Annotated in this window: 19 protein-coding genes and 1 tRNA gene; 7 read left to right on the forward strand and 13 right to left on the reverse strand. The window is 61.2% G+C overall.

The genetic code is table 11. From position 1 onward, the window contains the following. Positions 1 to 41 precede the first annotated feature (41 nt). The 9 genes from DOD19_RS12405 to recA all read right to left on the reverse strand — a co-directional run bounded on the left by DOD19_RS12405 (position 42) and on the right by recA (position 9167). Positions 42 to 1811, reverse strand: coding sequence for an O-antigen ligase family protein (locus DOD19_RS12405; RefSeq protein WP_112185778.1), 1770 nt, complete (start codon positions 1809 to 1811; stop codon positions 42 to 44). A 205-nt stretch (positions 1812 to 2016) separates the two neighbouring features. After that, positions 2017 to 2520: a pilin gene (locus DOD19_RS12410; RefSeq protein ID WP_112185780.1), complete on the reverse strand. Its 504-nt coding sequence runs from the start codon at positions 2518 to 2520 to the stop codon at positions 2017 to 2019. Positions 2521 to 2862: 342 nt separating this feature from the next. Then, complete coding sequence (locus tag DOD19_RS12415; protein WP_112185782.1) at positions 2863 to 3375, reverse strand: pilin; 513 nt, start codon at positions 3373 to 3375, stop codon at positions 2863 to 2865. 184 nt (positions 3376 to 3559) lie between these two features. Beyond that, entirely contained in the window at positions 3560 to 4258 is a 699-nt protein-coding gene (locus DOD19_RS12420; protein ID WP_112185783.1) for a TerC family protein, read from the reverse strand. A 160-nt stretch (positions 4259 to 4418) separates the two neighbouring features. After that, complete coding sequence (sucD, locus tag DOD19_RS12425) at positions 4419 to 5300, reverse strand: succinate--CoA ligase subunit alpha (RefSeq protein WP_012434934.1); 882 nt, start codon at positions 5298 to 5300, stop codon at positions 4419 to 4421. Between the two features lie 85 nt (positions 5301 to 5385). After that, a complete protein-coding gene (sucC, locus tag DOD19_RS12430; RefSeq protein ID WP_112185785.1) occupies positions 5386 to 6552 on the reverse strand; it encodes an ADP-forming succinate--CoA ligase subunit beta in 1167 nt (388 codons plus the stop codon). A 66-nt stretch (positions 6553 to 6618) separates the two neighbouring features. After that, the gene (locus DOD19_RS12435) at positions 6619 to 7245 is read right to left on the reverse strand and encodes a DUF2889 domain-containing protein (RefSeq protein ID WP_112185787.1); all 627 of its coding nucleotides are present in this window, start codon (positions 7243 to 7245) and stop codon (positions 6619 to 6621) included. Positions 7246 to 7532: 287 nt separating this feature from the next. Beyond that, positions 7533 to 8012 (reverse strand): recombination regulator RecX, encoded by a 480-nt coding sequence (gene recX / locus DOD19_RS12440; protein ID WP_112185789.1) that lies wholly within the window; start codon positions 8010 to 8012, stop codon positions 7533 to 7535. A 96-nt stretch (positions 8013 to 8108) separates the two neighbouring features. After that, positions 8109 to 9167 carry a recombinase RecA gene (gene recA, locus DOD19_RS12445; protein WP_112185791.1) on the reverse strand — a complete coding sequence of 353 codons (1059 nt, stop codon included), beginning with the start codon at positions 9165 to 9167 and terminating at the stop codon, positions 8109 to 8111. Positions 9168 to 9432: 265 nt separating this feature from the next. On the opposite strand from recA, the gene DOD19_RS12450 reads away from it, so the two are divergent. Genes DOD19_RS12450 through DOD19_RS12460 form a run of 3 tightly spaced genes read left to right on the forward strand, consistent with a single transcriptional unit; the run spans position 9433 to position 12015 of the window. Continuing rightward, positions 9433 to 10143: a response regulator transcription factor gene (locus tag DOD19_RS12450; protein ID WP_024976564.1), complete on the forward strand. Its 711-nt coding sequence runs from the start codon at positions 9433 to 9435 to the stop codon at positions 10141 to 10143. Then, positions 10136 to 11704: a sensor histidine kinase gene (locus DOD19_RS12455; RefSeq protein ID WP_112185793.1), complete on the forward strand. Its 1569-nt coding sequence runs from the start codon at positions 10136 to 10138 to the stop codon at positions 11702 to 11704. The genes DOD19_RS12450 and DOD19_RS12455 overlap by 8 nt, the downstream gene beginning before the upstream one ends. Then, a complete protein-coding gene (locus DOD19_RS12460; protein WP_112185795.1) occupies positions 11701 to 12015 on the forward strand; it encodes a sodium/substrate symporter small subunit in 315 nt (104 codons plus the stop codon). The genes DOD19_RS12455 and DOD19_RS12460 overlap by 4 nt, the downstream gene beginning before the upstream one ends. A 10-nt stretch (positions 12016 to 12025) precedes the next feature. Here the strand turns inward: DOD19_RS12460 and DOD19_RS12465 are convergent, their stop codons facing one another. The 4 genes from DOD19_RS12465 to DOD19_RS12480 all read right to left on the reverse strand — a co-directional run bounded on the left by DOD19_RS12465 (position 12026) and on the right by DOD19_RS12480 (position 16619). Continuing rightward, positions 12026 to 12676 (reverse strand): 3'-5' exonuclease, encoded by a 651-nt coding sequence (locus tag DOD19_RS12465; RefSeq protein ID WP_112185797.1) that lies wholly within the window; start codon positions 12674 to 12676, stop codon positions 12026 to 12028. Positions 12677 to 12692: 16 nt separating this feature from the next. After that, positions 12693 to 14519, reverse strand: a complete 1827-nt coding sequence (locus DOD19_RS12470) for a DUF294 nucleotidyltransferase-like domain-containing protein (protein ID WP_112185799.1) — start codon at positions 14517 to 14519, stop codon at positions 12693 to 12695. Between the two features lie 64 nt (positions 14520 to 14583). Then, positions 14584 to 16314, reverse strand: a complete 1731-nt coding sequence (locus tag DOD19_RS12475) for a cation acetate symporter (RefSeq protein WP_045203694.1) — start codon at positions 16312 to 16314, stop codon at positions 14584 to 14586. Beyond that, positions 16311 to 16619, reverse strand: coding sequence for a DUF485 domain-containing protein (locus DOD19_RS12480; RefSeq protein WP_024976570.1), 309 nt, complete (start codon positions 16617 to 16619; stop codon positions 16311 to 16313). Before DOD19_RS12480 ends, DOD19_RS12475 begins: the two co-directional genes overlap by 4 nt. 526 nt (positions 16620 to 17145) lie before the next feature. Between DOD19_RS12480 and DOD19_RS12485 the strand changes: the two genes are divergently transcribed. The 4 genes from DOD19_RS12485 (at position 17146) to DOD19_RS27920 (ending at position 20134) form a co-directional block, all read left to right on the forward strand. Beyond that, positions 17146 to 18849 (forward strand): MFS transporter, encoded by a 1704-nt coding sequence (locus DOD19_RS12485; protein WP_112185801.1) that lies wholly within the window; start codon positions 17146 to 17148, stop codon positions 18847 to 18849. Between the two features lie 48 nt (positions 18850 to 18897). Further along, a tRNA-Met gene (locus DOD19_RS12490) sits at positions 18898 to 18974 on the forward strand. Positions 18975 to 19088: 114 nt separating this feature from the next. Further along, complete coding sequence (locus DOD19_RS27915; RefSeq protein WP_239497996.1) at positions 19089 to 19385, forward strand: hypothetical protein; 297 nt, start codon at positions 19089 to 19091, stop codon at positions 19383 to 19385. Between the two features lie 89 nt (positions 19386 to 19474). After that, positions 19475 to 20134, forward strand: coding sequence for a site-specific integrase (locus DOD19_RS27920; protein WP_239497997.1), 660 nt, complete (start codon positions 19475 to 19477; stop codon positions 20132 to 20134). The last annotated feature ends 13 nt before the right edge of the window (positions 20135 to 20147 follow it).

Here is a 20147-nt window from a genome sequence, read left to right on the forward strand (position 1 = left end):
TTTGATTTTCCCAATAAGAAAGCGCCCAAAGGGCGCTTCAACTATTGCGATGCGGAGGGCGCTTTTTCAACCGATGGTTTTGCCGCCGGCACAAGCAGATTTTCGGCTCGGAGCCGAGTGCAAAATGTTTTGAGCTTGTCCTCACCATGCTTGTCACAAGCCTGCGTGAACAGCCATGACTGTTCAGCATAGTTGGTCCAGTAGTGATTGTGCATACGGCGGACATGCACCATCGCCTCGTCCGTCTTACCAAGATACGCCAATGCTAGCGCGTAGCGCTGGACAGTCGCCGAACCAGGATAAAACTGCATGGCCTGGAGTTCCAGCTTCGCAAGCGACGATGCCATGTCCGGCACGACGTTAAAGTGAAACGCCATTGCCAAGTGCTCGTAGGGCAGCAGGAGCGTCGGCCCATGCTGACTGTAAAGGGCGATCTCTTTTTGCATACCATCGGGGGCATAGTGAAGGCGTTCCACCGCCTTATAGTCACCCCAGAGATGCGACATCAGCGCAGCGCTAACAACAGTAATAGCAGCGGTTGCTGTCCAGGTCATGCTCGCAGACGGCACGCGCAAGTTCCGTTCGTCCACATAACCCAACGCAAACGCGCATGGGAGCAGAAAGAATGCGTAGTGCAGTGGGTACTCGACCATCGAGTGCGCACCTATCACGAGAACGATGGTGAGCAGAAATGCCAATGCAGGCGTCAGCTTTCGCTTTCGCAGGCTCCACGCGAAACTTAGCAATGGCAGCGCGATGGCGAGCAAACCGAGCAAACCGACCTTCGCCAATTGGTCCAGAACAATGTTGTGCGCGTTGAGCGACATCTCGACGTGGCCGAGTGTGTCGGTTTGCACGTACTGATTCCAAGCGTAGTCACCCCAGCCGCCGCCGAGCCACGGGTGCGCCAGCAACATATGCCACGCGTGCTTCCAAAGCAACGGCCGCAGCCCAACACCTTGCTGCATGCGCTCGCCGAGTGACGTCGGCAAGTCTAAATGCCAGAGGATGTTGGCATATGAGACCAGCCAGTTGCAGATTTGGTAAACCAGCACCAGCGTTACGAGTGGCACACATGCCTTCAGCCATCGTTGCGGTCCACGCTGACCAGTCGTCCACTGCAAACCGCCGAGACCGCCAATCACAGCGACGTACAGCCACGTTACCCGCGAGACAGTCAGGGACATCCCCAGCATCAGCGCGAAAGCAATGACCGCGAACAGGATCCAGGTGCGCCGGAACTTGGATGCAATGAATGTACAAGCTGCCAAGCCAAAGGCAAGATACGACGCCACATGATTGGGCTGATTCATGTTGCCCCACATGCGACGCTCACTGCCACCCGGCTCTAGTGCGAGCAACATTGGCCAGGAATTTGGCACACGAAACAACTGCAGCAACTCAATCGCGACCGTCACCAACCCGCCCAGAATCAAACCCAGCGCCAACGCCTCCAGCACAAAGGGAAAGCTGCGACAGCGTGCCCCCAAGACGCAAGCTGCCGCTGCCCCCAACAGGAAAACCGTCGCGGCCAGCGACATGAACGGGTTCAGTGGCGGCGCAACTGCAAGCTGCACAAACAAGACCGCAATCAACGCAAGCGGCGCAAGTGCAACCTTGGGAAGTCCCGTCTTGCTGCCCCAGGTCAAAGCAAGTACGACGACCGCTGAGGCAGCCCAGCAAACGCCCGTCGCGAATTCGGAATAGAACGTTGGCATTGGAAGCGTGTGCAACGCGACCAGGTAGGGCACGGCGCCGCACACTGCAAGGGCAAACCAAAGCAGCAGGAACAGAACACGAGATCGGAACATTCGCGAAAACGGGAAGACTGGAAAGAAAGAAGTGAAGGTTTGAAGCAACCCCCACAACATTAGTGAACTGTACTGGAACATTGGACTTAGAAGCGTATCCACATTTGGTTGAAGCAAAGCAAAGGGCGCCCGAAGGCGCCCTTGTATTTTTGCCCTTCAACCCACCAACCAGTTCAGGCTATTGGCGAGAGCAAAACGAAGACCATCAGTTCTGGCAAGATGCCGGCAGGTAAGGGAACAGCACTGTATCTTTTTGCGGGTTGACGTCGGTCGCGGTCTTGGCTGTCCCGCAAACCCAGGCAACGGTGCCATCAGCGCCACCCGTGCCAAACAAAGCCAGCATATGAGTGTCGGCGTTGGTATTGCCCGTACTGGCAATCGTCAGAATCACCGAGACCGTTGAGGCAGTACCATTTTTCGGGTAGTAAACGATCCCCGAGTTATTAATGTACTTAGTGTTCGTCGGCGTCGCCGTTGAGAACGGGGCGCTGGCCGGGAACGCCAATCCGTTAGACGCATATGCTTCCGAAATCGCCGAGCGCGTCGAATCCAGCAGCGTCGTCGCTTCCGTCAGCTTCGACTTGATCATGTAGTTGTTGTATGCCGGCAGCGCAATGGCAGCCAGGATACCGACGATCGCGACCACGATCATCAGTTCGATCAGCGTGAAACCCTTCTGGACACGCTTGTTGAGACGCATCGACTTCATAAAATCCCCCGGATGTTTGGTTAAAGGTGAAGCGGTCGAGGTAGAGCAGGGATCGTGCCAAGTCCAAACCTACGTTCTAGCCCGGAAAATGCACCCACGATGGACAACTGTGGGCAATATCGAATGACAATTATTGACACATCGTGACAGAAGTCGTTAGTTTTGTGATTCTCGGCGCACAATAATGGCTTCCGCATTGCTACGCTTTTGAACGGGCTCCCGTCGCTAGGCTCGCGTCCTTGTGGCCTGCAATTCAAAAGCAACGCGGGCAACGAGTTACACACCCGCTGCCCGCGCCAAAACACATGTGAAGCCGCGTCGACCTTCGTTTTTCTGCTGCTGTCAGTTCTGACACGCCGCCGGTAGATATGGATACATGGATTGCACGGCCGCTCCGGAAGCGGAGTCATTTGCTGTTTGCGCGGTCGCGCAAGTCCACACCACCGTCCCATCAGCCTTGCCAGTACCGAACATCCCCAGGTAGTGACCATCGATTTGGGCGTTACCCGTGTTACCAAGCGTCACGACGACGCCGACGCCGGAACTCGTTCCGGGGTTGTTGTATTTGATGCCGGTCACATACTGGGCGTTGCTAGCCACAGCCTGCGTAATGATGGGCGGCGAACTTGCACTCGGAAAGACGCCGTTATTGGATGAGTACGCCTCGTTGACCGCAACCCGTGCCGCGTCCAACGTCGTTGTTGCCTCGGTCAACTTCGACTTGATCATGTAGTTGTTGTAGGCAGGCAGCGCAATCGCCGCCAGAATCCCAACAATCGCCACCACGATCATCAGTTCGATCAGCGTAAATCCGGCCGCCCGACGTCTTCTTCCCTTGCTGTGCTTGAAGCCCATGACCTCTCCCCAAAAGGCATTTTGTTGTGGGGAGGCCACCCGCAGGGACTATGCCAAGGCACACATTGTGTATCTAGGCAAAAACTGGCGCACTTTGGTGGGAATTCAGGCGCAAATCTGACCGTTCTTGACATAATTTCGGACAGAACCCGTCATCACCTACTTTCGTGGGGAATCGTTCGAACTAGGCTTGGCGCAACGCGCGCCGGCTGAGCCACCAGCCCACACACACCACCAGCAGCGCCCCAACACACCCAACCACCAGATCCGCATACGGCACCGCGCGCTCAAACCACGCCGCGTCAATCGGATCAGTGACGAGCATGTCGCCGGCAAGGTATCCAAGTAGCGCCGCCCCCAGCGTGATGATCACCGGAAAGCGCGCCATGACCCCCACCAGCAGCGTGCTGCCGAATACGATCAACGGCACCGACAAACCAAGCCCCAGCACGAGCAACAGGAACGTCGTGCCTGGCGGCCCTTTCTCCGCCGCGGCGGCCACGGCGACGACGTTATCAAGCGACATCACAAAGTCGGCGACGAGGATGGTCTGAATGGCAGGCCACAGGCCAACTCGCTGGCGGTGGTCTCCGGAGGCTTCGTTTTCAGCTTCCGTGAGCAGCTTCACGCCGATGTAGAGCAACAGCAGCGCGCCAATCGTTTTCAGATACGGCAGCGCAAGCAGCTTAACGGCCAGCACGGTCAACACCACGCGCAGCACAATGGCGCAGGCGCTGCCCCAGAAAATGGCCTGTTTCTGCTGGCGCTTGGGCAGGTTGCGCGCAGCCAGCGCGATGACGACCGCGTTGTCGCCCGACAGCACGATGTTGGTCAGGATGATGGAGCCAAGTGCGAACCAGAATGCGCTTGAGGTGAGCGCCATAGCGTTTTCGAAGATGTCCTTGGGGTTGGCTTGCAGTGAGCCGGTGTGCAGCCTCTTGTCCGCTTATACACATGTCGTGCCTGGATCGCATGCTGCGTCGCGACCAAACAAAAACGGGAGGCCAGGCCTCCCGTTCTCGCACAACCTCAAACCTTGCCGATTACAGCATCGCCTTGAGCAGACGTGCCATTTCCGACGGGTTCTTGGTGGTCTTGATGCCGCATTCTTCCATGATGTCCAGCTTCGCTTGCGCGGTGTCGGCACCACCCGAGATCAGCGCGCCGGCGTGGCCCATGCGCTTGCCCGGAGGCGCGGTCACGCCAGCGATGAAGCCCACCACCGGCTTCTTCATGTTGTCCTTGATCCAGTAAGCCGCGTTGGCTTCGTCCGGACCGCCGATCTCACCGATCATGACCACGGCGTCCGTTTCCGGATCGTCGTTGAACATCTTCATCACGTCGATGTGCTTCAGGCCGTTGATCGGGTCGCCGCCGATACCGACTGCCGACGATTGGCCCAGGCCCAGCGCGGTGAGCTGGCCCACGGCTTCGTACGTCAGCGTGCCCGAGCGCGACACCACGCCGATGCGGCCCTTGCGGTGGATGTGACCCGGCATGATGCCGATCTTGATTTCGTCCGGCGTGATCAGGCCCGGGCAGTTCGGGCCCAGCAGCAGCGTCTTGCTGCCGGCCTTACGCATCTTGTCCTTGACCATCATCATGTCGCGCACGGGGATGCCTTCGGTGATGCAAACCACCAGATCCAGTTCGGCCTCAACGGCTTCCCAGATTGCATCCGCAGCGCCTGCGGGCGGCACGTAGATCACCGACACGGTTGCGCCGGTTTGCGCCTTTGCATCCTTGACGGTTGCGTAGATGGGGATGCCTTCGAAGTCTTCGCCGGCCTTCTTCGGGTTCACGCCTGCCACGAAGGCGTTCTTGCCGTTGGCGTAGTCGCGGCAGCCGCGGGTGTGGAACTGGCCGGTCTTGCCGGTGATCCCCTGGGTGATGACCTTGGTGTCTTTGTTGATCAGAATCGACATGCTGTAATCCTTTTATGCAGCGAGCCGCGCCGTCATGTTCAACGGGCGCCGCTCGCGTTCGCGTATGGTTGGGTCAGCGGGCGGCTTACTTGCCGGCGGCTGCGGCCACGACCTTCTCGGCGGCCTCTGCCATCGTGTCTGCCGCGATGATGGGCAGACCCGAGTCGGCCAGCATCTTCTTGCCGAGATCTTCGTTCGTGCCCTTCATGCGCACAACCAGCGGCACCGACAGCGACACAGCCTTCGCCGCGGCGATCACGCCTTCGGCGATCACGTCGCAACGCATGATGCCGCCGAAGATGTTGACCAGAATGGCCTTCACGTCCGGGTTCTTCAGCATCAGCTTGAAGGCTTCGGTCACCTTCTCGGTGGTGGCGCCGCCGCCCACGTCGAGGAAGTTGGCCGGCTCGCCGCCGAACAGCTTGATGGTGTCCATCGTGGCCATGGCCAGACCGGCGCCGTTCACCAGGCAGCCGATGTTGCCGTCCAGCGAGATGTAGGCCAGGTCGAACTTCGAGGCTTCGATTTCGGCCGGATCTTCTTCATCCAGATCGCGGTAAGCCACGATTTCCGGGTGACGGAACAGCGCGTTCGAGTCGAAGTTGAACTTGGCGTCCAGCGCGATGACCTTGCCGTCGCCGGTCAGGATCAGCGGGTTGATTTCAGCTTGCGAAGCGTCGGTTTCCCAGAATGCCTTGTACAGGCCTTGCAGGGCTTGGCGGGCTTGTGCCAGGCTCGCGTCGGGCACGCCGATCTTGCGAGCGATGTCGTCAGCCTGAGCGTCTTGCAGGCCGGCTTGCGGATCGATCAGCAGCGTGTGGATCTTTTCCGGATGCGATTCGGCGACTTCTTCGATGTCCATGCCGCCTTCGCTCGAGGCCATCAGCGCGACCTGCTGCGACACGCGGTCCACCACGAGCGACACATACAGTTCTTTCTTGATGTCCGCGCCTTCTTCGATCAGCAGGCGCTTGACCAGCTTGCCTTCCGGACCGGTCTGGTGCGTCACCAGCGTCATGCCCAGGATGCTGCTGGCGTATTCCTTGACCTGGTCCATGCTCTTGGCAACCTTCACGCCGCCGCCCTTACCACGGCCACCCGCATGAATCTGTGCCTTCACGACCCACACCGGGCCGCCCAGGGTTTCAGCAGCCTTGATGGCCTCGTCGACCGAGAAGGCCGGAATGCCGCGCGGAACCGGCACATTGTATTTGCGCAGGATTTCCTTGCCTTGGTACTCATGGATATTCATGCGTGTTTCCTTTGCTAGGCAGAGTGAGTGTGATGAGTATTGAAAACGCGAACAGCGCGGTGCCCTTCAGGACGAGGGCTCAGGCGACAGTTCGGTGGGTGGCGGTTGGATCTTGGCTTCGGGCTGGTATGCAAACCAGCGCGGGTAATGCTTGCGGACCACCTCGCCCTCAAGATGCAGGGCATGGCAGCCGTGGAGTTGATAAGGCGGCTTCTCGCCAGGCTCGACGGGCCGGAGGTCGGTAGAGTTATCACGCACCGGGAAAACGTCGCCCGCGAAGGCCTGGATGGCGGCGGTCGGAAGCACACCGCACAGCTCGGTCAGGTGCGTACAGCCCGCCACGCCGCCGAGTCTCTCACGCGAGGCCTTTCGAAATCCCTTCATCAGGTTCAGGCCGATGAGCTTCCGGTAGGCGGGGCCAATCGTGTCGCAATGTGTGGGGTACGGCACCCAGTCGGAACACGCTTCGGCATCCACGACGTTCATGCGGGTATCGATCGTCACGCGCAGCCACAGGTCATGCAGCGGCTGGCCCTCGGGGCGCACGCCGCCGCTGGCCAGGGGGATGTCACGTGGTTTTGTGTCGGTCAGGCGCGCTTCGATGTCCCACAAGCCGTCTTCCCGCAAATAGGCCTCCACCGTGATGGCACGGCGGTGGCGCATGACGCGCGGGACGGGGGCAGACAGAGGCATGGACCAGACAGACCGATAGGACCGATGGAGGCGGCGCACGCGGATCTCGCGCATCGCCTACGGGACATATGCAGCAGCGCATCAGCCGCCACACACGAACACTACCGTCCGGCAATTGAGATGAAGGACGGTACCAAAGACTCGAATTTTAACACGTCGTCACGACCAGACTGGTCGCGTGCTGCAACGCAGTGTGAAAGCGGTTGCAACAACCGGGGGAGGTGCAACCGACACGATCCGCACACAAGAGAATTGTTCGGCGCGAATTGTGGCGAGATCGGCGGCGTTCAGGCGGGTTCGTCGCCATCTTCCAGCAGTTCATGCGCCCCTGCGATGATGCGCGACACCACGGAACGGGAGAATCCACGCGCCATCATGTATCGCACCTGCTTGGCACGTTCGGCCAAGTCGGCCGGTGGGCGGCCGAAGCGTTTTTCCCACAGGGCTTTGGCCCGGGCTGCTTCCGTGCTTTGCAGTTGCGCCTTGACCTCGCCCAGCGTCTCTGCGCCAAGCTGATGCGTCTTCAACTCCTGCATCAAGCGCGCTGTACCGTAGCGGCCCGCGCGGCGGTGCACCATGCTTTCAGCAAAGCGCGTGTTGGAGAGCCAGTTTTCGCCTTCCAGCCAATCCAGCAGCGCGTCGACCTCCTCGGCAGACTCGGCGTGCGGCACCAACTTACGGCGCAGTTCGACGCGGCTGTGCTCGCGCCGAGACAGATAGCCCAGCGCGCGTGCCTTCAGCGATAACGGTGGGCGCGGCAACGGCATACGGTTTCAGGCTCAAAAAGAAAACGCCCACCGTTGGGGGACGGCAGGCGTATGAAGCTCGATAGAGCCGTCGATCTGTGCCGACGGCCAACCCAATTACTCTTCTCCGACGGTCTCGGCCACTGCGACGGCGCCCATCGGCGTCACGCCCAGTGCTTCGCGGACCTTGTTCTCGATGTCGCGGGCGAGGTCGGGGTTCTCGCGCAGGTATTCACGGCAGTTGTCACGGCCTTGGCCGATGCGCTCGCCGCCGTAGCTGTACCAGGCGCCGGACTTCTCAACGATCTTGGCTTCCACGCCGAGGTCGATGATTTCGCCCTCGCGCGACACGCCCTGGCCGTAGAGGATGTCGAAGATGGCTTCGCGGAACGGCGGCGCCACCTTGTTCTTGACGACCTTGACCTTGGTCTCGTTGCCGACCACCTCGTCGCCCTTCTTGATCGAGCCGATGCGGCGGATGTCCAGACGCACCGAAGCGTAGAACTTGAGTGCGTTACCACCCGTGGTGGTTTCCGGCGAGCCGAACATCACGCCGATCTTCATGCGGATCTGGTTGATGAAGATGACCATGCAATTGGTCTTCTTGATGGTGCCGGTCAGCTTGCGCAGTGCCTGGCTCATCAGGCGGGCCTGCAGGCCGGGCAACGCGTCGCCCATTTCGCCTTCAATTTCAGCCTTTGGCACCAGAGCAGCCACCGAGTCGATGACGATCAGATCAACCGAGCCCGACCGAACCAGCGCGTCGGCAATTTCCAGAGCTTGTTCACCCGTGTCCGGTTGGGAGATCAGCAGGTCCGGCACGCTCACGCCAATCTTGTCGGCATAAGTGACGTCTAGAGCATGTTCCGCATCGATGAAGGCGCAAGTGCCGCCCAGCTTCTGCATCTCGGCAACCACCTGCAGTGTCAGGGTAGTTTTACCCGACGATTCCGGACCGTAGATTTCCACTACGCGGCCGCGCGGCAAGCCACCAACGCCCAGCGCCACGTCCAACCCCAACGAACCTGTCGACACGACTTGGACCGGCTCGACCTCGGCGTCGCCCATCTTCATGATGGAGCCCTTGCCGAACTGCTTTTCGATCTGCGCGAGCGCGGCAGCCAGCGCCTTCTGCTTTTCTGCGCTCATTGCGGCTGCCTTCTTACCGTCTTCCATGGTCGTCCTTCGTGCAAATTGGTGTATAAATGGGCCGCAAGGGCTTGCGATTCCAGCGGTTGCCTGCAATAACGGGCCGCAGCGTGATTGCCCCGACACGACCCATTCCATGACTTTAGCGCCGCCAAGACTACAGCACCGCGAATTCGGAGTACTGTATAAAAAACCAGTGGTTTTGACAAGTCTCCAGAACACATGTCGCGCGAAAACAATGTAGCGGGCGGGATGGGCAAGACATCTTGCCCGGCATCGCGGGGAGACACGCATGCGCATCCTGATTGCCGAAGACGACGCCACGCTGGCTGACGGGCTCACACGCTCGCTACGCCAAGCGGGTTATGCCGTCGACCAAGCCTCCGATGGGGCGACTGCCGACGCGGCGCTGTCCGCGCAAACGGCCCAAACCTATGACCTGCTGATTCTCGACGTGGGCCTGCCGCGTATGTCCGGGCTGGAGGTCCTCAAGCGCCTGCGCTCGCGCGGGGCGATGCTGCCGGTGCTGATACTGACCGCCGCCGACAGTGTGGAAGAACGCGTCAAGGGACTGGACCTTGGTGCCGACGATTACATGGCCAAGCCCTTCGCGCTGTCCGAACTGGAAGCACGCGTGCGTGCGCTGGTGCGCCGGGGCACGGGCGGTGGCGCTACGCTCGTTCGCCATGGGCCGCTGGCGTTCGACCAAGTCGGGCGCATTGCCTATATCCATGATCAGGTGGTGGAACTGTCGGCGCGTGAGATCGGGCTGCTGGAGATTCTGCTGGCGCGCGTCGGTCGCCTGGTGTCGAAGGAGCAACTGGTCGACCACCTGTGCGGCTGGGGCGAAGAAGTCAGCAACAACGCCATCGAGGTCTACATCCACCGGCTGCGCAAGAAGATCGAGGTGGAAGGCATCCGCATCGCTACCGTGCGCGGACTGGGCTATTGCTTGGAACGCATGGCCACCCCGACGACAACCGCGACGGCTGCCCATGGGTGATCGGCTGGCCTGGCCGTGGCGTCGGCATCGCGCGTCGCTGCGCGAACGTGCCGACGCGGCGCCCGAGGCCGGGGGCCCCGATGACGGGGGCGACCTCACCGACACCCTCCCCCACCTCGAAGACGACGCCACGCGGCCCGTCGCCCGATCCCTCTTCGGCGAAATTCTCGACTGGATGCTAGCGCCGCTGCTGTTGCTGTGGCCGATGAGCATTGCGGTGACGTACCTGGTGGCCAAGTCGATTGCGAATGCGCCATACGACCGCGCGCTGGAATCGAGCGCGATCGTGCTCAGCCAGCAACTGCGCGAGGTGAATGGGCGCGTGACACTGCAACTGCCGATCTCGGCGCGCGAGATTTTGCGCGCGGACGAAACCGACAACATCTACTACCAAGTGCTCGGCACGAACGGCGAGTTTGTCTCCGGTGACCGCGACCTCCCGCTGCCGCCCGAGGAAGACGCCAACGCCGGTGGCCTCGTGCAGCTGCGCGACGACCACATCCACGGCGCTGAGATTCGCGTTGCCTATACGTTCGTGCAGCGGCCAGGCTCCGGCGACAAACCTGCGCTGGTGCAGGTGGCGGAAACGCTCGACAAGCGCGCGCAACTCGCGAACGAAATCATCAAGGGCGTGATCCTGCCGCAGTTCGTCATCCTGCCGTTGGCGGTGATCCTGGTGTGGTTTGGCCTCACGCGCGGGCTGGCGCCGCTCAATGCGATTCAGGAGCGCATCCGCGCGCGTAACCCGGGCGACACCAGCCCTATCGACGAAGGCGCCGCGCCGCAGGAGCTGACGCCGCTGGTGGCGTCGTTCAATGACCTGCTCGGGCGGCTGGAGCAATCGGTGCACACGCAGAAGCGCTTCATCGCAGACGCCGCGCATCAGATGAAGACGCCGCTGGCGGGTCTGCGCATGCAGGCAGAGCTGGCACAGCGCGAACAATCGCCCGATGAGCTGCGCCGCACGCTCGCGCATATCGCCGACAGCTCGGATCGCACCGCGCACCTCGTGAAGCAGCTGCTTTCGCTGGCGCGCATGGAAAACATGGGCGCGACCGACGGTCTAGTGCCGCTGGATATCTGCGCGCTGTCACGCCAGGTGGTGGCCGAGTGGCTGCCCAAGGCGTGGGCCAAGCAGATCGACCTCGGCTTTGAAGAGCCTGGGCCGCCGGTCACGATTTCGGGCAATGCAACGATGCTCGCCGAGATGCTCAACAACCTGCTCGACAACGCGATCCGCTACACGCCCGACGGCGGACATGTCACCGTGCGCGTGACCACCGCGCCGTTCGAACCGTTCGTCTTCATCGATGTGGATGACACCGGCCCCGGCATCCCCGCGGCCGAGCGCGAACGCGTGATGCAGCGCTTCTACCGCATTCTTGGCACGCAGGCCGAGGGCAGCGGGTTGGGCCTGGCCATCGTGCGCGAGATCGTGCAGCAACACGGCGGCGACATCGAGGTGCTCGACAACGTGTATCAGGCATCGCCGCGGCTGGCGGGGGCGCGCTTTCGCATCACGCTGCATCGCTGCTCGCCAGGCGAGGAAGCCAACGCATGAGCATCACGCCCGGAACTCCGGCACGCCGCCGCTGGATCGCCAACATGCGTTGGATCGCAGCGCTGCTCGCGGTGTGGTTTGTGGTGACATTCGTGGTCGCGTTCTTTGCGCGTGACCTGTCGACGCACTTTTTCAACTCGGACTGGACATTCGCCTACTGGGTCGGCGCGCAGGGTGCGCCCATCGTTTATGTGCTGATTACAGTGCTCTATGCCTGGCACACCAACCGCGCTGCGGATGCGGCCGCGCAAGACGACGAAACGGCGCAGCGCGAAGCCTCGTCGGAATCGTCCCCTCCGCCGTCAATCTGACACCCGCAAGTTACGCGGCACCCAGATGGCGCAGCTTCACGAAGGCCAACGCGGCCATTACCGCGTCGTTAAGCGCGTCGTGCGCGTCCCAGGTCGGCAAATCCAATCCCTTCATGACAGTGGCGAAGCGCAGGTCCAGATCAGGGTCGCCCTGTTGCCGATACGGCGGTAGCTGCCGGAACTGATAGTCGTAATACAAGGCGGAAACTTCAATCTTGGACTGCGGCAAGCCGATGCCAAGCATGGGCACCACCACCCGATTGAGCATCGCCACATCGAACTCAAGGTAGTAACCCACCAATGGCCTGCTGCCGATAAAGTGCAGCAGTGCATGGACGGCCTGCTCGATCGATACACCGCTGTCCAGGTCGCGGTTGCGCAGACGATGCACGCAGATGCTATCTGCGTGCATCTCGCCCCGTGGCCGGATCAGCAACTCCAGGCGCTGGCTGGTCAGAATGCGATTGCCGGCGATACGGACGGCACCGATGGAGATGATCTCGTCGGTGCGCACGTTCAGGCCTGTGGTCTCGCAATCGAGCGCGACCCACTCATCTGGGGGCGGTGCCTCGAAGAGGAAGCGGAACGCCGGATCGCGCAACTTGCGCAACTGGCGCCGCCTTTGCCGTGCCTGCAGCCAGTCGGAGAGCCGTCCATTCATGACTGCTCGCTCATGTTCACATCCACTCGGTCCGCCAGCGCTGCCGCAGCAGCGCCTTGAACCGTTTGACGGCGCTCAGCGCATCCTTGAGCAGATCACGCTCCAGCGATGACAGGCTCGCCAGATGCACGTCGCACGACACCGGTTGATGCGCATCGATCTCGGCCAGCCCGGCCTTGAGCCGCAGCGTCATCAGGAAGTGCAGGCTCTCGCTCAACTCGGCAGCCATGTGCGCGTCGAGGGCCTCGGCGCGCACCAGTGCATCCAGACGCGGCACGGTGCCGGTCTCGTCGAGCACTTGGTGGGCCAGCGCAAGGCTGCGCACCCCGTGGACAATCGGGAAGATGCCCTCCTTCTTCACATCGAGCACCGGATCGGGATCGCCAAACCCGAGCAGGCGATCGCGCCAGCCCGGAGCGGCACTGAAGGCTTCAACGGCAGCGGCAAAGCGGCCAAGTACGGCGTCATTGTCGATCGTCAGCTCCAGCAACGTCCGCCGCAATTGTTTGAGCAAGGCGGCATCGCCGCACACCGCATGGGCATCGAAGAAGATTGCCAGATGCATCAACCCTTCGGAGCTCGGCAGGATCAGCCATTCGCGAATGCGCCGCGCGAAGTCGCTCGCATTCATGCACCACTCGGGCCGGCTGAGCATGATGCCGCCAGGGCAAGGCGGGTAGCCGAACGCGGCTAGTGCATCGGAGAAGCGCGAGACGATGCGCTGCAGATCAGCGGGAGGCACATAACCATCGCGCAGCACCAGCGCGTTGTCCTGATCGGTCTTGAGCAGTTGCTCGCCACGCCCCTCGCTTCCCATGACGAACAGGCAACTGTTTGCCACCAGTTCCGGTGGCGCGATCATCTGCCAGGCGCGTTCAAACAGTCGCGCGTTGATTTCGCGCACGAGGCTGGCGACGTGGTCAATGCGCGAGCCGCCACGTGTAAGCAGCGCGACCATCCGGGTGATCTGCGCGGCCACCTGCGCAAGCCCGTCCAAGTCCTGCGCCAGGTTGATCTGCACGGTCAGCAGATACGAGTGGTTGGCCAGGAAGCTGAACACATCCAGTGATTCCAGCAAACCGAGAATCTCATCTCCGTGCGTGACGACCAGCCGGTGCACGCGATGGCGCAGCATCAGCGTCAGGGCGTCGCCGATCTGCGCCGAGGCTGGGACGGTGATGAGCGAGAACTGACTCATCTGCCCTACCGGCAGACGATCCAGCGGTGTGTCTTGCAGGACGGCGCGCTGCAACGAACTGCGTGTGAAGATGCCCACGCGCGGCGGGCTGCTCGTGCCGTCACCCACGAGCACGTTCGAGGTGTTATGTGCTTGGAACAGCTTGACCACGGAAACCACGTCCGTGTCGGCATCCACAAAATGGGCGGGCCGGATGAAGGCATCGCTCACGCGAGAGACGGCCAGCGACTGCATCGTCTCCATGCTCTGCCGCTGTGCGATGGCGCTGAGCTTGCTGCCGAGATCGGAAAAAAGCAGCGCGCCAAAGGTGGCGTTGGCGGCAATGAGGTCACGCACCGCCTGACGTGCCACCTGATAGACCACCACTTCTTCAGCAGCGACGAAGCGGCTGCTTGCCTTGCCGGCCACCAGCGCTCGGCCGTCAAAGCAATCGTCGGGGCCGTAGGTGGCGATCAGCTCGTCGCCGTCATACTGGGCGACGTGCCCTTTGATGATCAGGAACAGGTGCAGCGGTGCTGCGCCCGTATCGAGGATGATCTGCCCTTCCGGGTAATAGCCGATGTCGACGGCATCAAGCACCAGGCGCTGCTCGTCCTGGTTGAGGCAATCGAACGGCCAGACAGTGAAGTTGAAAGCGCCGGGCATGGTTGCCTTGAAGGCGGGCGATGCAATGCGTCACCCGCCTTCGATCAGCGTGGCCAGTGGCCGATCAGTGGCCCGACGCGCCAGCCGCACCGAGGCCCGTTTCCGAGCGAACCTGCTGCGCGGCAAACGACGCCTTCTCGTTCTTGGCGCGAACGCTGCTGTCCAGCACCGAGAACAGCCACACGCCCACGAAGCCGATCGTCATCGAGAACAACGCGGGCGACGTGTACGGGAACCACGCCGAGCCCTTCGGATAGCCAAGCGTGGCTTCCCACACCGACGGCGAAACGATCGTCAGACCCACCGACGAGATCAGCCCCAGGAACCCGCCAATGACCGCACCACGCGTGGTGCAGCCCTTCCACAGCATCGAGAGGAACAACACCGGGAAGTTGGCCGACGCCGCAACTGCAAACGCCAGCGACACCATGAACGCGATGTTCTGTTTCTCGAAAGCGATGCCGAGCAACACAGCAATCACACCGAGCACCAGCGTGGTGATGCGCGACACCTTGAGTTCATCTGCGCTGTTGGCCTTGCCGTTCTTGAAGACCGTGGCGTAAAGATCATGCGACACCGCCGAGGCACCGGACAGCGTGAGCCCCGCCACCACCGCCAGAATCGTGGCAAAGGCCACGGCCGAGATGAAGCCGTAGAACACATCGCCGCCCACCGTCTTGGCCACCAGCACGGCTGCCATGTTGGCCGTGCCCGCACCGCCCTTGATGATGCCCTTGGCCACGTCGGACAGCTCAGGGTTCGTCAACACCAGCGTGATCGCACCAAAGCCGATGATGAAGATCAGGATGTAGAAGTAGCCGATCCAGGTGGTTGCCCAGAAGACCGATTTGCGTGCTTCCTTGGCATCGGGCACCGTGAAGAAACGCATCAGGATGTGCGGCAGACCAGCGGTGCCAAACATCAGCGCCATGCCGAACGAGATGGCCGAGATCGGATCCTTGATGAAGCCGCCCGGCGCCATCACAGACAGACCGATCTTGGCAGCCTCATCGGGCGATTTGCCTGCATTGGCTGCAATGGCCGTCTTGACCTGCACGGCCTTGGCGAACAGCGCTTCAAAGCTGAAGCCGTACTGCGCCATCACCATGATCGCCATGAAGGTCACGCCGGCCAGCAGCATGCACGCCTTGATGATCTGCACCCAGGTGGTTGCGGTCATACCGCCGAAGAGCACATAGACCATCATCAGCGCGCCGACGATGACCACCGCGATCCAGTAATCCAGCCCGAACAGCAGCTTGATGAGCTGGCCTGCACCGACCATCTGAGCAATCAGATAGAACGCCACCACCACCAGCGTGCCAACTGCGGCAAAGCTGCGGATGGGGCCTTGCTCAAACCGGTAGCCTGCCACGTCCGCAAAGGTGAACTTGCCGAGGTTGCGCAGCCGCTCGGCCATCAGGAACGTGATGATCGGCCAGCCGACCAGAAAGCCGATGGAGTAGATCAGGCCGTCGTAGCCGGAGGTCATCACGGCCGCGGAGATGCCCAGGAAGGACGCTGCCGACATGTAGTCGCCCGAGATGGCCAGGCCATTCTGGAAACCGGTGATACCGCCGCCCGCCGTATAGAAGTCTGCCGCGGAGCGCGTACGCTTGGCAGCCCACTTCGTAATCCACAGCGTGCCGGCCACGAACACTGCGAACAGCACGATGGCCGTGGTGTTGGTTTCCTGCTTGGCGGTCTGTCCGACATCGCCGCCGGCAGCCAGAGCTGCTCCGCAGGCGCCAGCGGCCAGTAGCGCCACCAGCAGGATCGAAAGCATCTTCTTCATTTGGCGACGTCCTTCAGGATGTCCTGCGTCAGTTGATCGTATTCGCTGTTGGCCCGGCGCACGTAGATGCCGGTAATGACGACCGTGAAGATGATGACCGCCATACCGACGGGCACGCCCACGCTCATCACACCTGTACCCACGGGCTTGGCGAGAAACGCCTTATCGAACGCGATCAGCGCGATGTAACCGTAGTACACAGCAAGCATCAGCACTGTCAGAACGATTCCGAGCTTGTTGCGTCGCTGTTTGAGTTGCGCATATTTCGGATGCGCCTCGATTTTTCCTACCAATCCATCCTGCATCGCCTGTCTCCTGGTTTGCTTTTGGAATGTGTGCGGCGATTCTGGATAGCGAAACTGACTGAACTCTTACTCACGCCGTCCGTGGCGGTTTACTGCGATAGTGGTTTTCCCTAGCGCTGCAAAACAACCTAAGAAACAGTGCGCGACATCCGGCGCCAAATGGATCGCGGGGCGGCTCCCCTCGCCCCAAACGACGCTGGCCAGCGCGTGCATCTTGTGCATATGCACATTCGCAGGAGGCGCACATACCGTCTGGCACTGCCGGCACAAAGTGGCTGTTGGATGATGCAGCGCACGCATTGCGGTAAGGGTCAGGTCGATGCACCGCTACCCAACTCAGGCGAGCCCAAGTGCTTGATTTTCTTGAAATCTCGATCACCAATCGAGTGCATTGAAAGGCACATGTCTGTCAGAACACCGTAAGTTTCGCCTCCCACAATCGTTGACACTTCCGCGGGCGAAAAGCGTTTGCGTTGTCATGTCCATGCCCAGCGGGACGACCTACGAAAAAAAAACAGGAGACAACATGGCAACCGTGCAAAGTGCACCGAACGCGCCCGCTGGGCGTGTGCAGCCCGCGCCCATGACGAAGGAGGAGAAGAAGGTCATCTTTGCCTCGTCGCTGGGGACGGTGTTCGAGTGGTACGACTTTTATCTCTACGGCTCGTTGGCGGCCATCATCGCCAAGCAGTTCTTCTCGGGCCTGGACCCCACGGCGGGCTTCATCTTTGCACTGCTGGCGTTTGCTGCCGGCTTTCTGGTGCGCCCGTTTGGCGCGCTGGTGTTTGGCCGCCTGGGCGACATGATCGGGCGCAAATACACGTTCCTGGTGACCATCGTCATCATGGGTACGTCGACGTTCGTCGTCGGTCTGCTTCCGTCATACGGCACGATTGGCGTCGCCGCGCCGGTCATTCTGATCGCGCTGCGCATGCTGCAAGGTCTGGCGCTGGGCGGTGAGTACGGTGGCGCCGCCACGTATGTCGCCGAGCATGCCCCGCACGGCCGCCGCGGTGCCTACACGTCGTGGATCCAGACGACGGCCACGCTGGGCCTGTTCCTCTCGCTGATCGTCATCCTGGCTATGCGCGAACTGACCGGCAAGGCGTTCGACGACTGGGGCTGGCGCATCCCGTTCCTGGTGTCGATCCTGCTGCTCGCCACGTCGGTGTACATCCGTCTGTCGATGAGCGAATCGCCCGCGTTCCAGAAGATGAAGGCGGAGGGCAAGACCTCAAAAGCCCCGCTGACGGAAGCTTTCGGCCAATGGCGCAACCTGAAGATCGTGATCCTGGCGCTGCTCGGCCTGACCGCCGGCCAGGCTGTGGTGTGGTACACGGGCCAGTTCTACGCGCTGTTCTTCCTCACGCAGGTGCTGAAGGTCGACGCCTTCACGGCCAACGTGCTGATTGCCGTAGCGCTTGCCATCGGCACGCCGTTCTTCGTGTTCTTCGGCTCGCTGTCTGACCGCATCGGTCGCAAGAAGATCATCATGGCCGGCTGCCTGCTGGCGGTGCTGACGTACTTCCCGCTGTTCAAGGCGCTCACGCACTACGCCAACCCGGCGCTGGAGCGCGCCCAGCAGACTGCGCAGATCACCATCACGGCCGACCCGAAGGAGTGCTCGTTCCAGGGCAGCCCGATCGCCCGCGAGGTGGACTTCCGCTCGTCTTGCGACATCGCCAAGCGCACGCTGGCGCAATCGTCGGCCAGCTACGAGACGGTCGATGGTCCGGCCGGCACGGTCGCCTCGGTGTCGATTGCGGGTAAGCAGATCGCCTCGCTCAACGCTACCCGGACGGCAGACGGCCAGAACTTCGACGCCGACAGCAAGACCAAGATCGCCGACTTCAAGAAGCAGGTGAGCGAGTCGCTCAAGGCGGCCAACTACCCGGCCAAGGCAGATCCCGCCCAGATGAACACGATCATGGTGCTGGTGATCCTGGTGATCCTGGTGATCTACGTCACCATGGTCTACGGCCCGATCGCGGCAATGCTGGTCGAGATGTTCCCGACACGCATCCGGTACTCGTCGATGTCGCTGCCGTATCACATCGGCAACGGCTGGTTCGGGGGCCTGCTGCCGACCATCTCGTTCGCCCTGGTGGCCCAGAACGGCAATATCTATCACGGTTTGTGGTACCCGATCTGGATTGCGGCCATCACCTTCGTGATCGGTGTGCTGTTCGTGCGCGAGACCAAGGATGTGGATATCTATCGCAATGATTGAGACAGGGGGTTGACATATTCGCCGAAGACGGTAGAATCCCGCTTCTTCGGCGAATTAGCTCAGTCGGTTAGAGCGACGGAATCATAATCCGCAGGTCCGGGGTTCGAGTCCCTGATTCGCCACCATACAAAACAAGGGGTTAGGCATTGCCTAACCCCTTTGTCTTTCCGGGTTCCGTTTTTTGTCCAAAATCTGTCCAAATGAGGCCGCCAGGTCTCACACAGGTAAAGGCAAAAACAATGGCATCCTTCCGCAAGCGCGGCGAGCTCCAGTGGCAAGCCCGTATCGCCCGCAAGGGCTTCCCTCCCCAGGTCAAGACGTTCAACACAAGAGCCGAAGCTGAGTCGTGGGCGCTCGAAGTCGAGGCGCCCATGAAGCGCGGAACCTTCGTTGATCGCAGCGAAGCCGAGCGGACCACCTTGTGCGAGGCCCTTGAGCGGTACGAACGCGAGGTCACGGTACATAAGAAAAGCGCCACCCAGGAAAAAGGGCGCATCAAGACCCTCAAGACAGTTCCCTGGCATCGATGCCCCTAGCGTCCATACGGGGCAGCGACATCGCCAACTACCGCGATAAGCGCAGCACTACAGTGTCCGCCAGCTCGATACTCAACGAGCTTGCCGTCTTGTCCCATCTGTTCACTATCGCCCGCAAGGAATGGGGCATGGAACACCTAGAAAACCCGGTCCTCTTGGCACGCAAGCCGAAGCGCCCGGCCGGCCGAGACCGCCGATTGATGGACGGAGAAGAACAACGGTTGCTGGACGCTTGCGAAAAAAGTCAGTCCGTGGCCCTGGCCCAGTTAGTCATCGTCGCCGTGGAAACCGCGATGCGGCTTGGCGAATTACTTAGCCTCACCTGGGACAACATCGATCTCAAGCGGCGCGTTGCAATGCTGCCGGACACCAAGAATGGCGACGCCCGCCTGGTTCCACTATCGAGCCGCGCGGCCAACGCACTTCAGGCGGTGAGTCGCCACATCCAAGACAAGCGGGTTTTCTGGAACTGGCAAGCGAGCGACAGCGTACGGCACGGCTGGCAGCGCGCGATACAACTCGCGCGAAGCCAGTATGAGAAAGAGTGCCTGGAGCTTGCCGCTGAACCCGATGCCGACTATCTGACGGGCTTGCGGTTCCATGATCTGCGCCACGAAGCCACATCGCGACTTTTCGAGCTGGGCTTCAACCCGATGGAGGTTGCGGCGATCACCGGTCACAAGACGCTGCAAATGCTCAAGCGATACACACATTTGCGCGCAGAAGATCTTGCAAAGCGCTTGGCCTAAGTGTGGCGCCCCT

Source organism: Ralstonia sp. GX3-BWBA, from assembly GCF_003290055.1.
Taxonomy (GTDB): domain Bacteria; phylum Pseudomonadota; class Gammaproteobacteria; order Burkholderiales; family Burkholderiaceae; genus Ralstonia; species Ralstonia holmesii.

Excerpts from the sequence above, each read along its gene's own strand:
- DOD19_RS12485 (WP_112185801.1), top strand. The coding sequence starts at position 17,146 with ATGGCAACCGTGCAAAGTGCACCGAACGCGCCCGCTGGGCGTGTGCAG.
- DOD19_RS12415 (WP_112185782.1), bottom strand. The coding sequence starts at position 3,375 with ATGGGCTTCAAGCACAGCAAGGGAAGAAGACGTCGGGCGGCCGGATTT.
- DOD19_RS12460 (WP_112185795.1), top strand. The coding sequence starts at position 11,701 with ATGAGCATCACGCCCGGAACTCCGGCACGCCGCCGCTGGATCGCCAAC.
- DOD19_RS12420 (WP_112185783.1), bottom strand. The coding sequence starts at position 4,258 with ATGGCGCTCACCTCAAGCGCATTCTGGTTCGCACTTGGCTCCATCATC.
- DOD19_RS12435 (WP_112185787.1), bottom strand. The coding sequence starts at position 7,245 with ATGCCTCTGTCTGCCCCCGTCCCGCGCGTCATGCGCCACCGCCGTGCC.
- DOD19_RS12480 (WP_024976570.1), bottom strand. The coding sequence starts at position 16,619 with ATGCAGGATGGATTGGTAGGAAAAATCGAGGCGCATCCGAAATATGCG.
- sucC (WP_112185785.1), bottom strand. The coding sequence starts at position 6,552 with ATGAATATCCATGAGTACCAAGGCAAGGAAATCCTGCGCAAATACAAT.
- DOD19_RS12405 (WP_112185778.1), bottom strand. The coding sequence starts at position 1,811 with ATGTTCCGATCTCGTGTTCTGTTCCTGCTGCTTTGGTTTGCCCTTGCA.
- DOD19_RS12470 (WP_112185799.1), bottom strand. The coding sequence starts at position 14,519 with ATGCCCGGCGCTTTCAACTTCACTGTCTGGCCGTTCGATTGCCTCAAC.
- recA (WP_112185791.1), bottom strand. The coding sequence starts at position 9,167 with ATGGAAGACGGTAAGAAGGCAGCCGCAATGAGCGCAGAAAAGCAGAAG.
- DOD19_RS12450 (WP_024976564.1), top strand. The coding sequence starts at position 9,433 with ATGCGCATCCTGATTGCCGAAGACGACGCCACGCTGGCTGACGGGCTC.
- sucD (WP_012434934.1), bottom strand. The coding sequence starts at position 5,300 with ATGTCGATTCTGATCAACAAAGACACCAAGGTCATCACCCAGGGGATC.
- DOD19_RS12410 (WP_112185780.1), bottom strand. The coding sequence starts at position 2,520 with ATGAAGTCGATGCGTCTCAACAAGCGTGTCCAGAAGGGTTTCACGCTG.
- DOD19_RS12475 (WP_045203694.1), bottom strand. The coding sequence starts at position 16,314 with ATGAAGAAGATGCTTTCGATCCTGCTGGTGGCGCTACTGGCCGCTGGC.
- recX (WP_112185789.1), bottom strand. The coding sequence starts at position 8,012 with ATGCCGTTGCCGCGCCCACCGTTATCGCTGAAGGCACGCGCGCTGGGC.
- DOD19_RS27915 (WP_239497996.1), top strand. The coding sequence starts at position 19,089 with ATGGCATCCTTCCGCAAGCGCGGCGAGCTCCAGTGGCAAGCCCGTATC.
- DOD19_RS12465 (WP_112185797.1), bottom strand. The coding sequence starts at position 12,676 with ATGAATGGACGGCTCTCCGACTGGCTGCAGGCACGGCAAAGGCGGCGC.
- DOD19_RS12455 (WP_112185793.1), top strand. The coding sequence starts at position 10,136 with ATGGGTGATCGGCTGGCCTGGCCGTGGCGTCGGCATCGCGCGTCGCTG.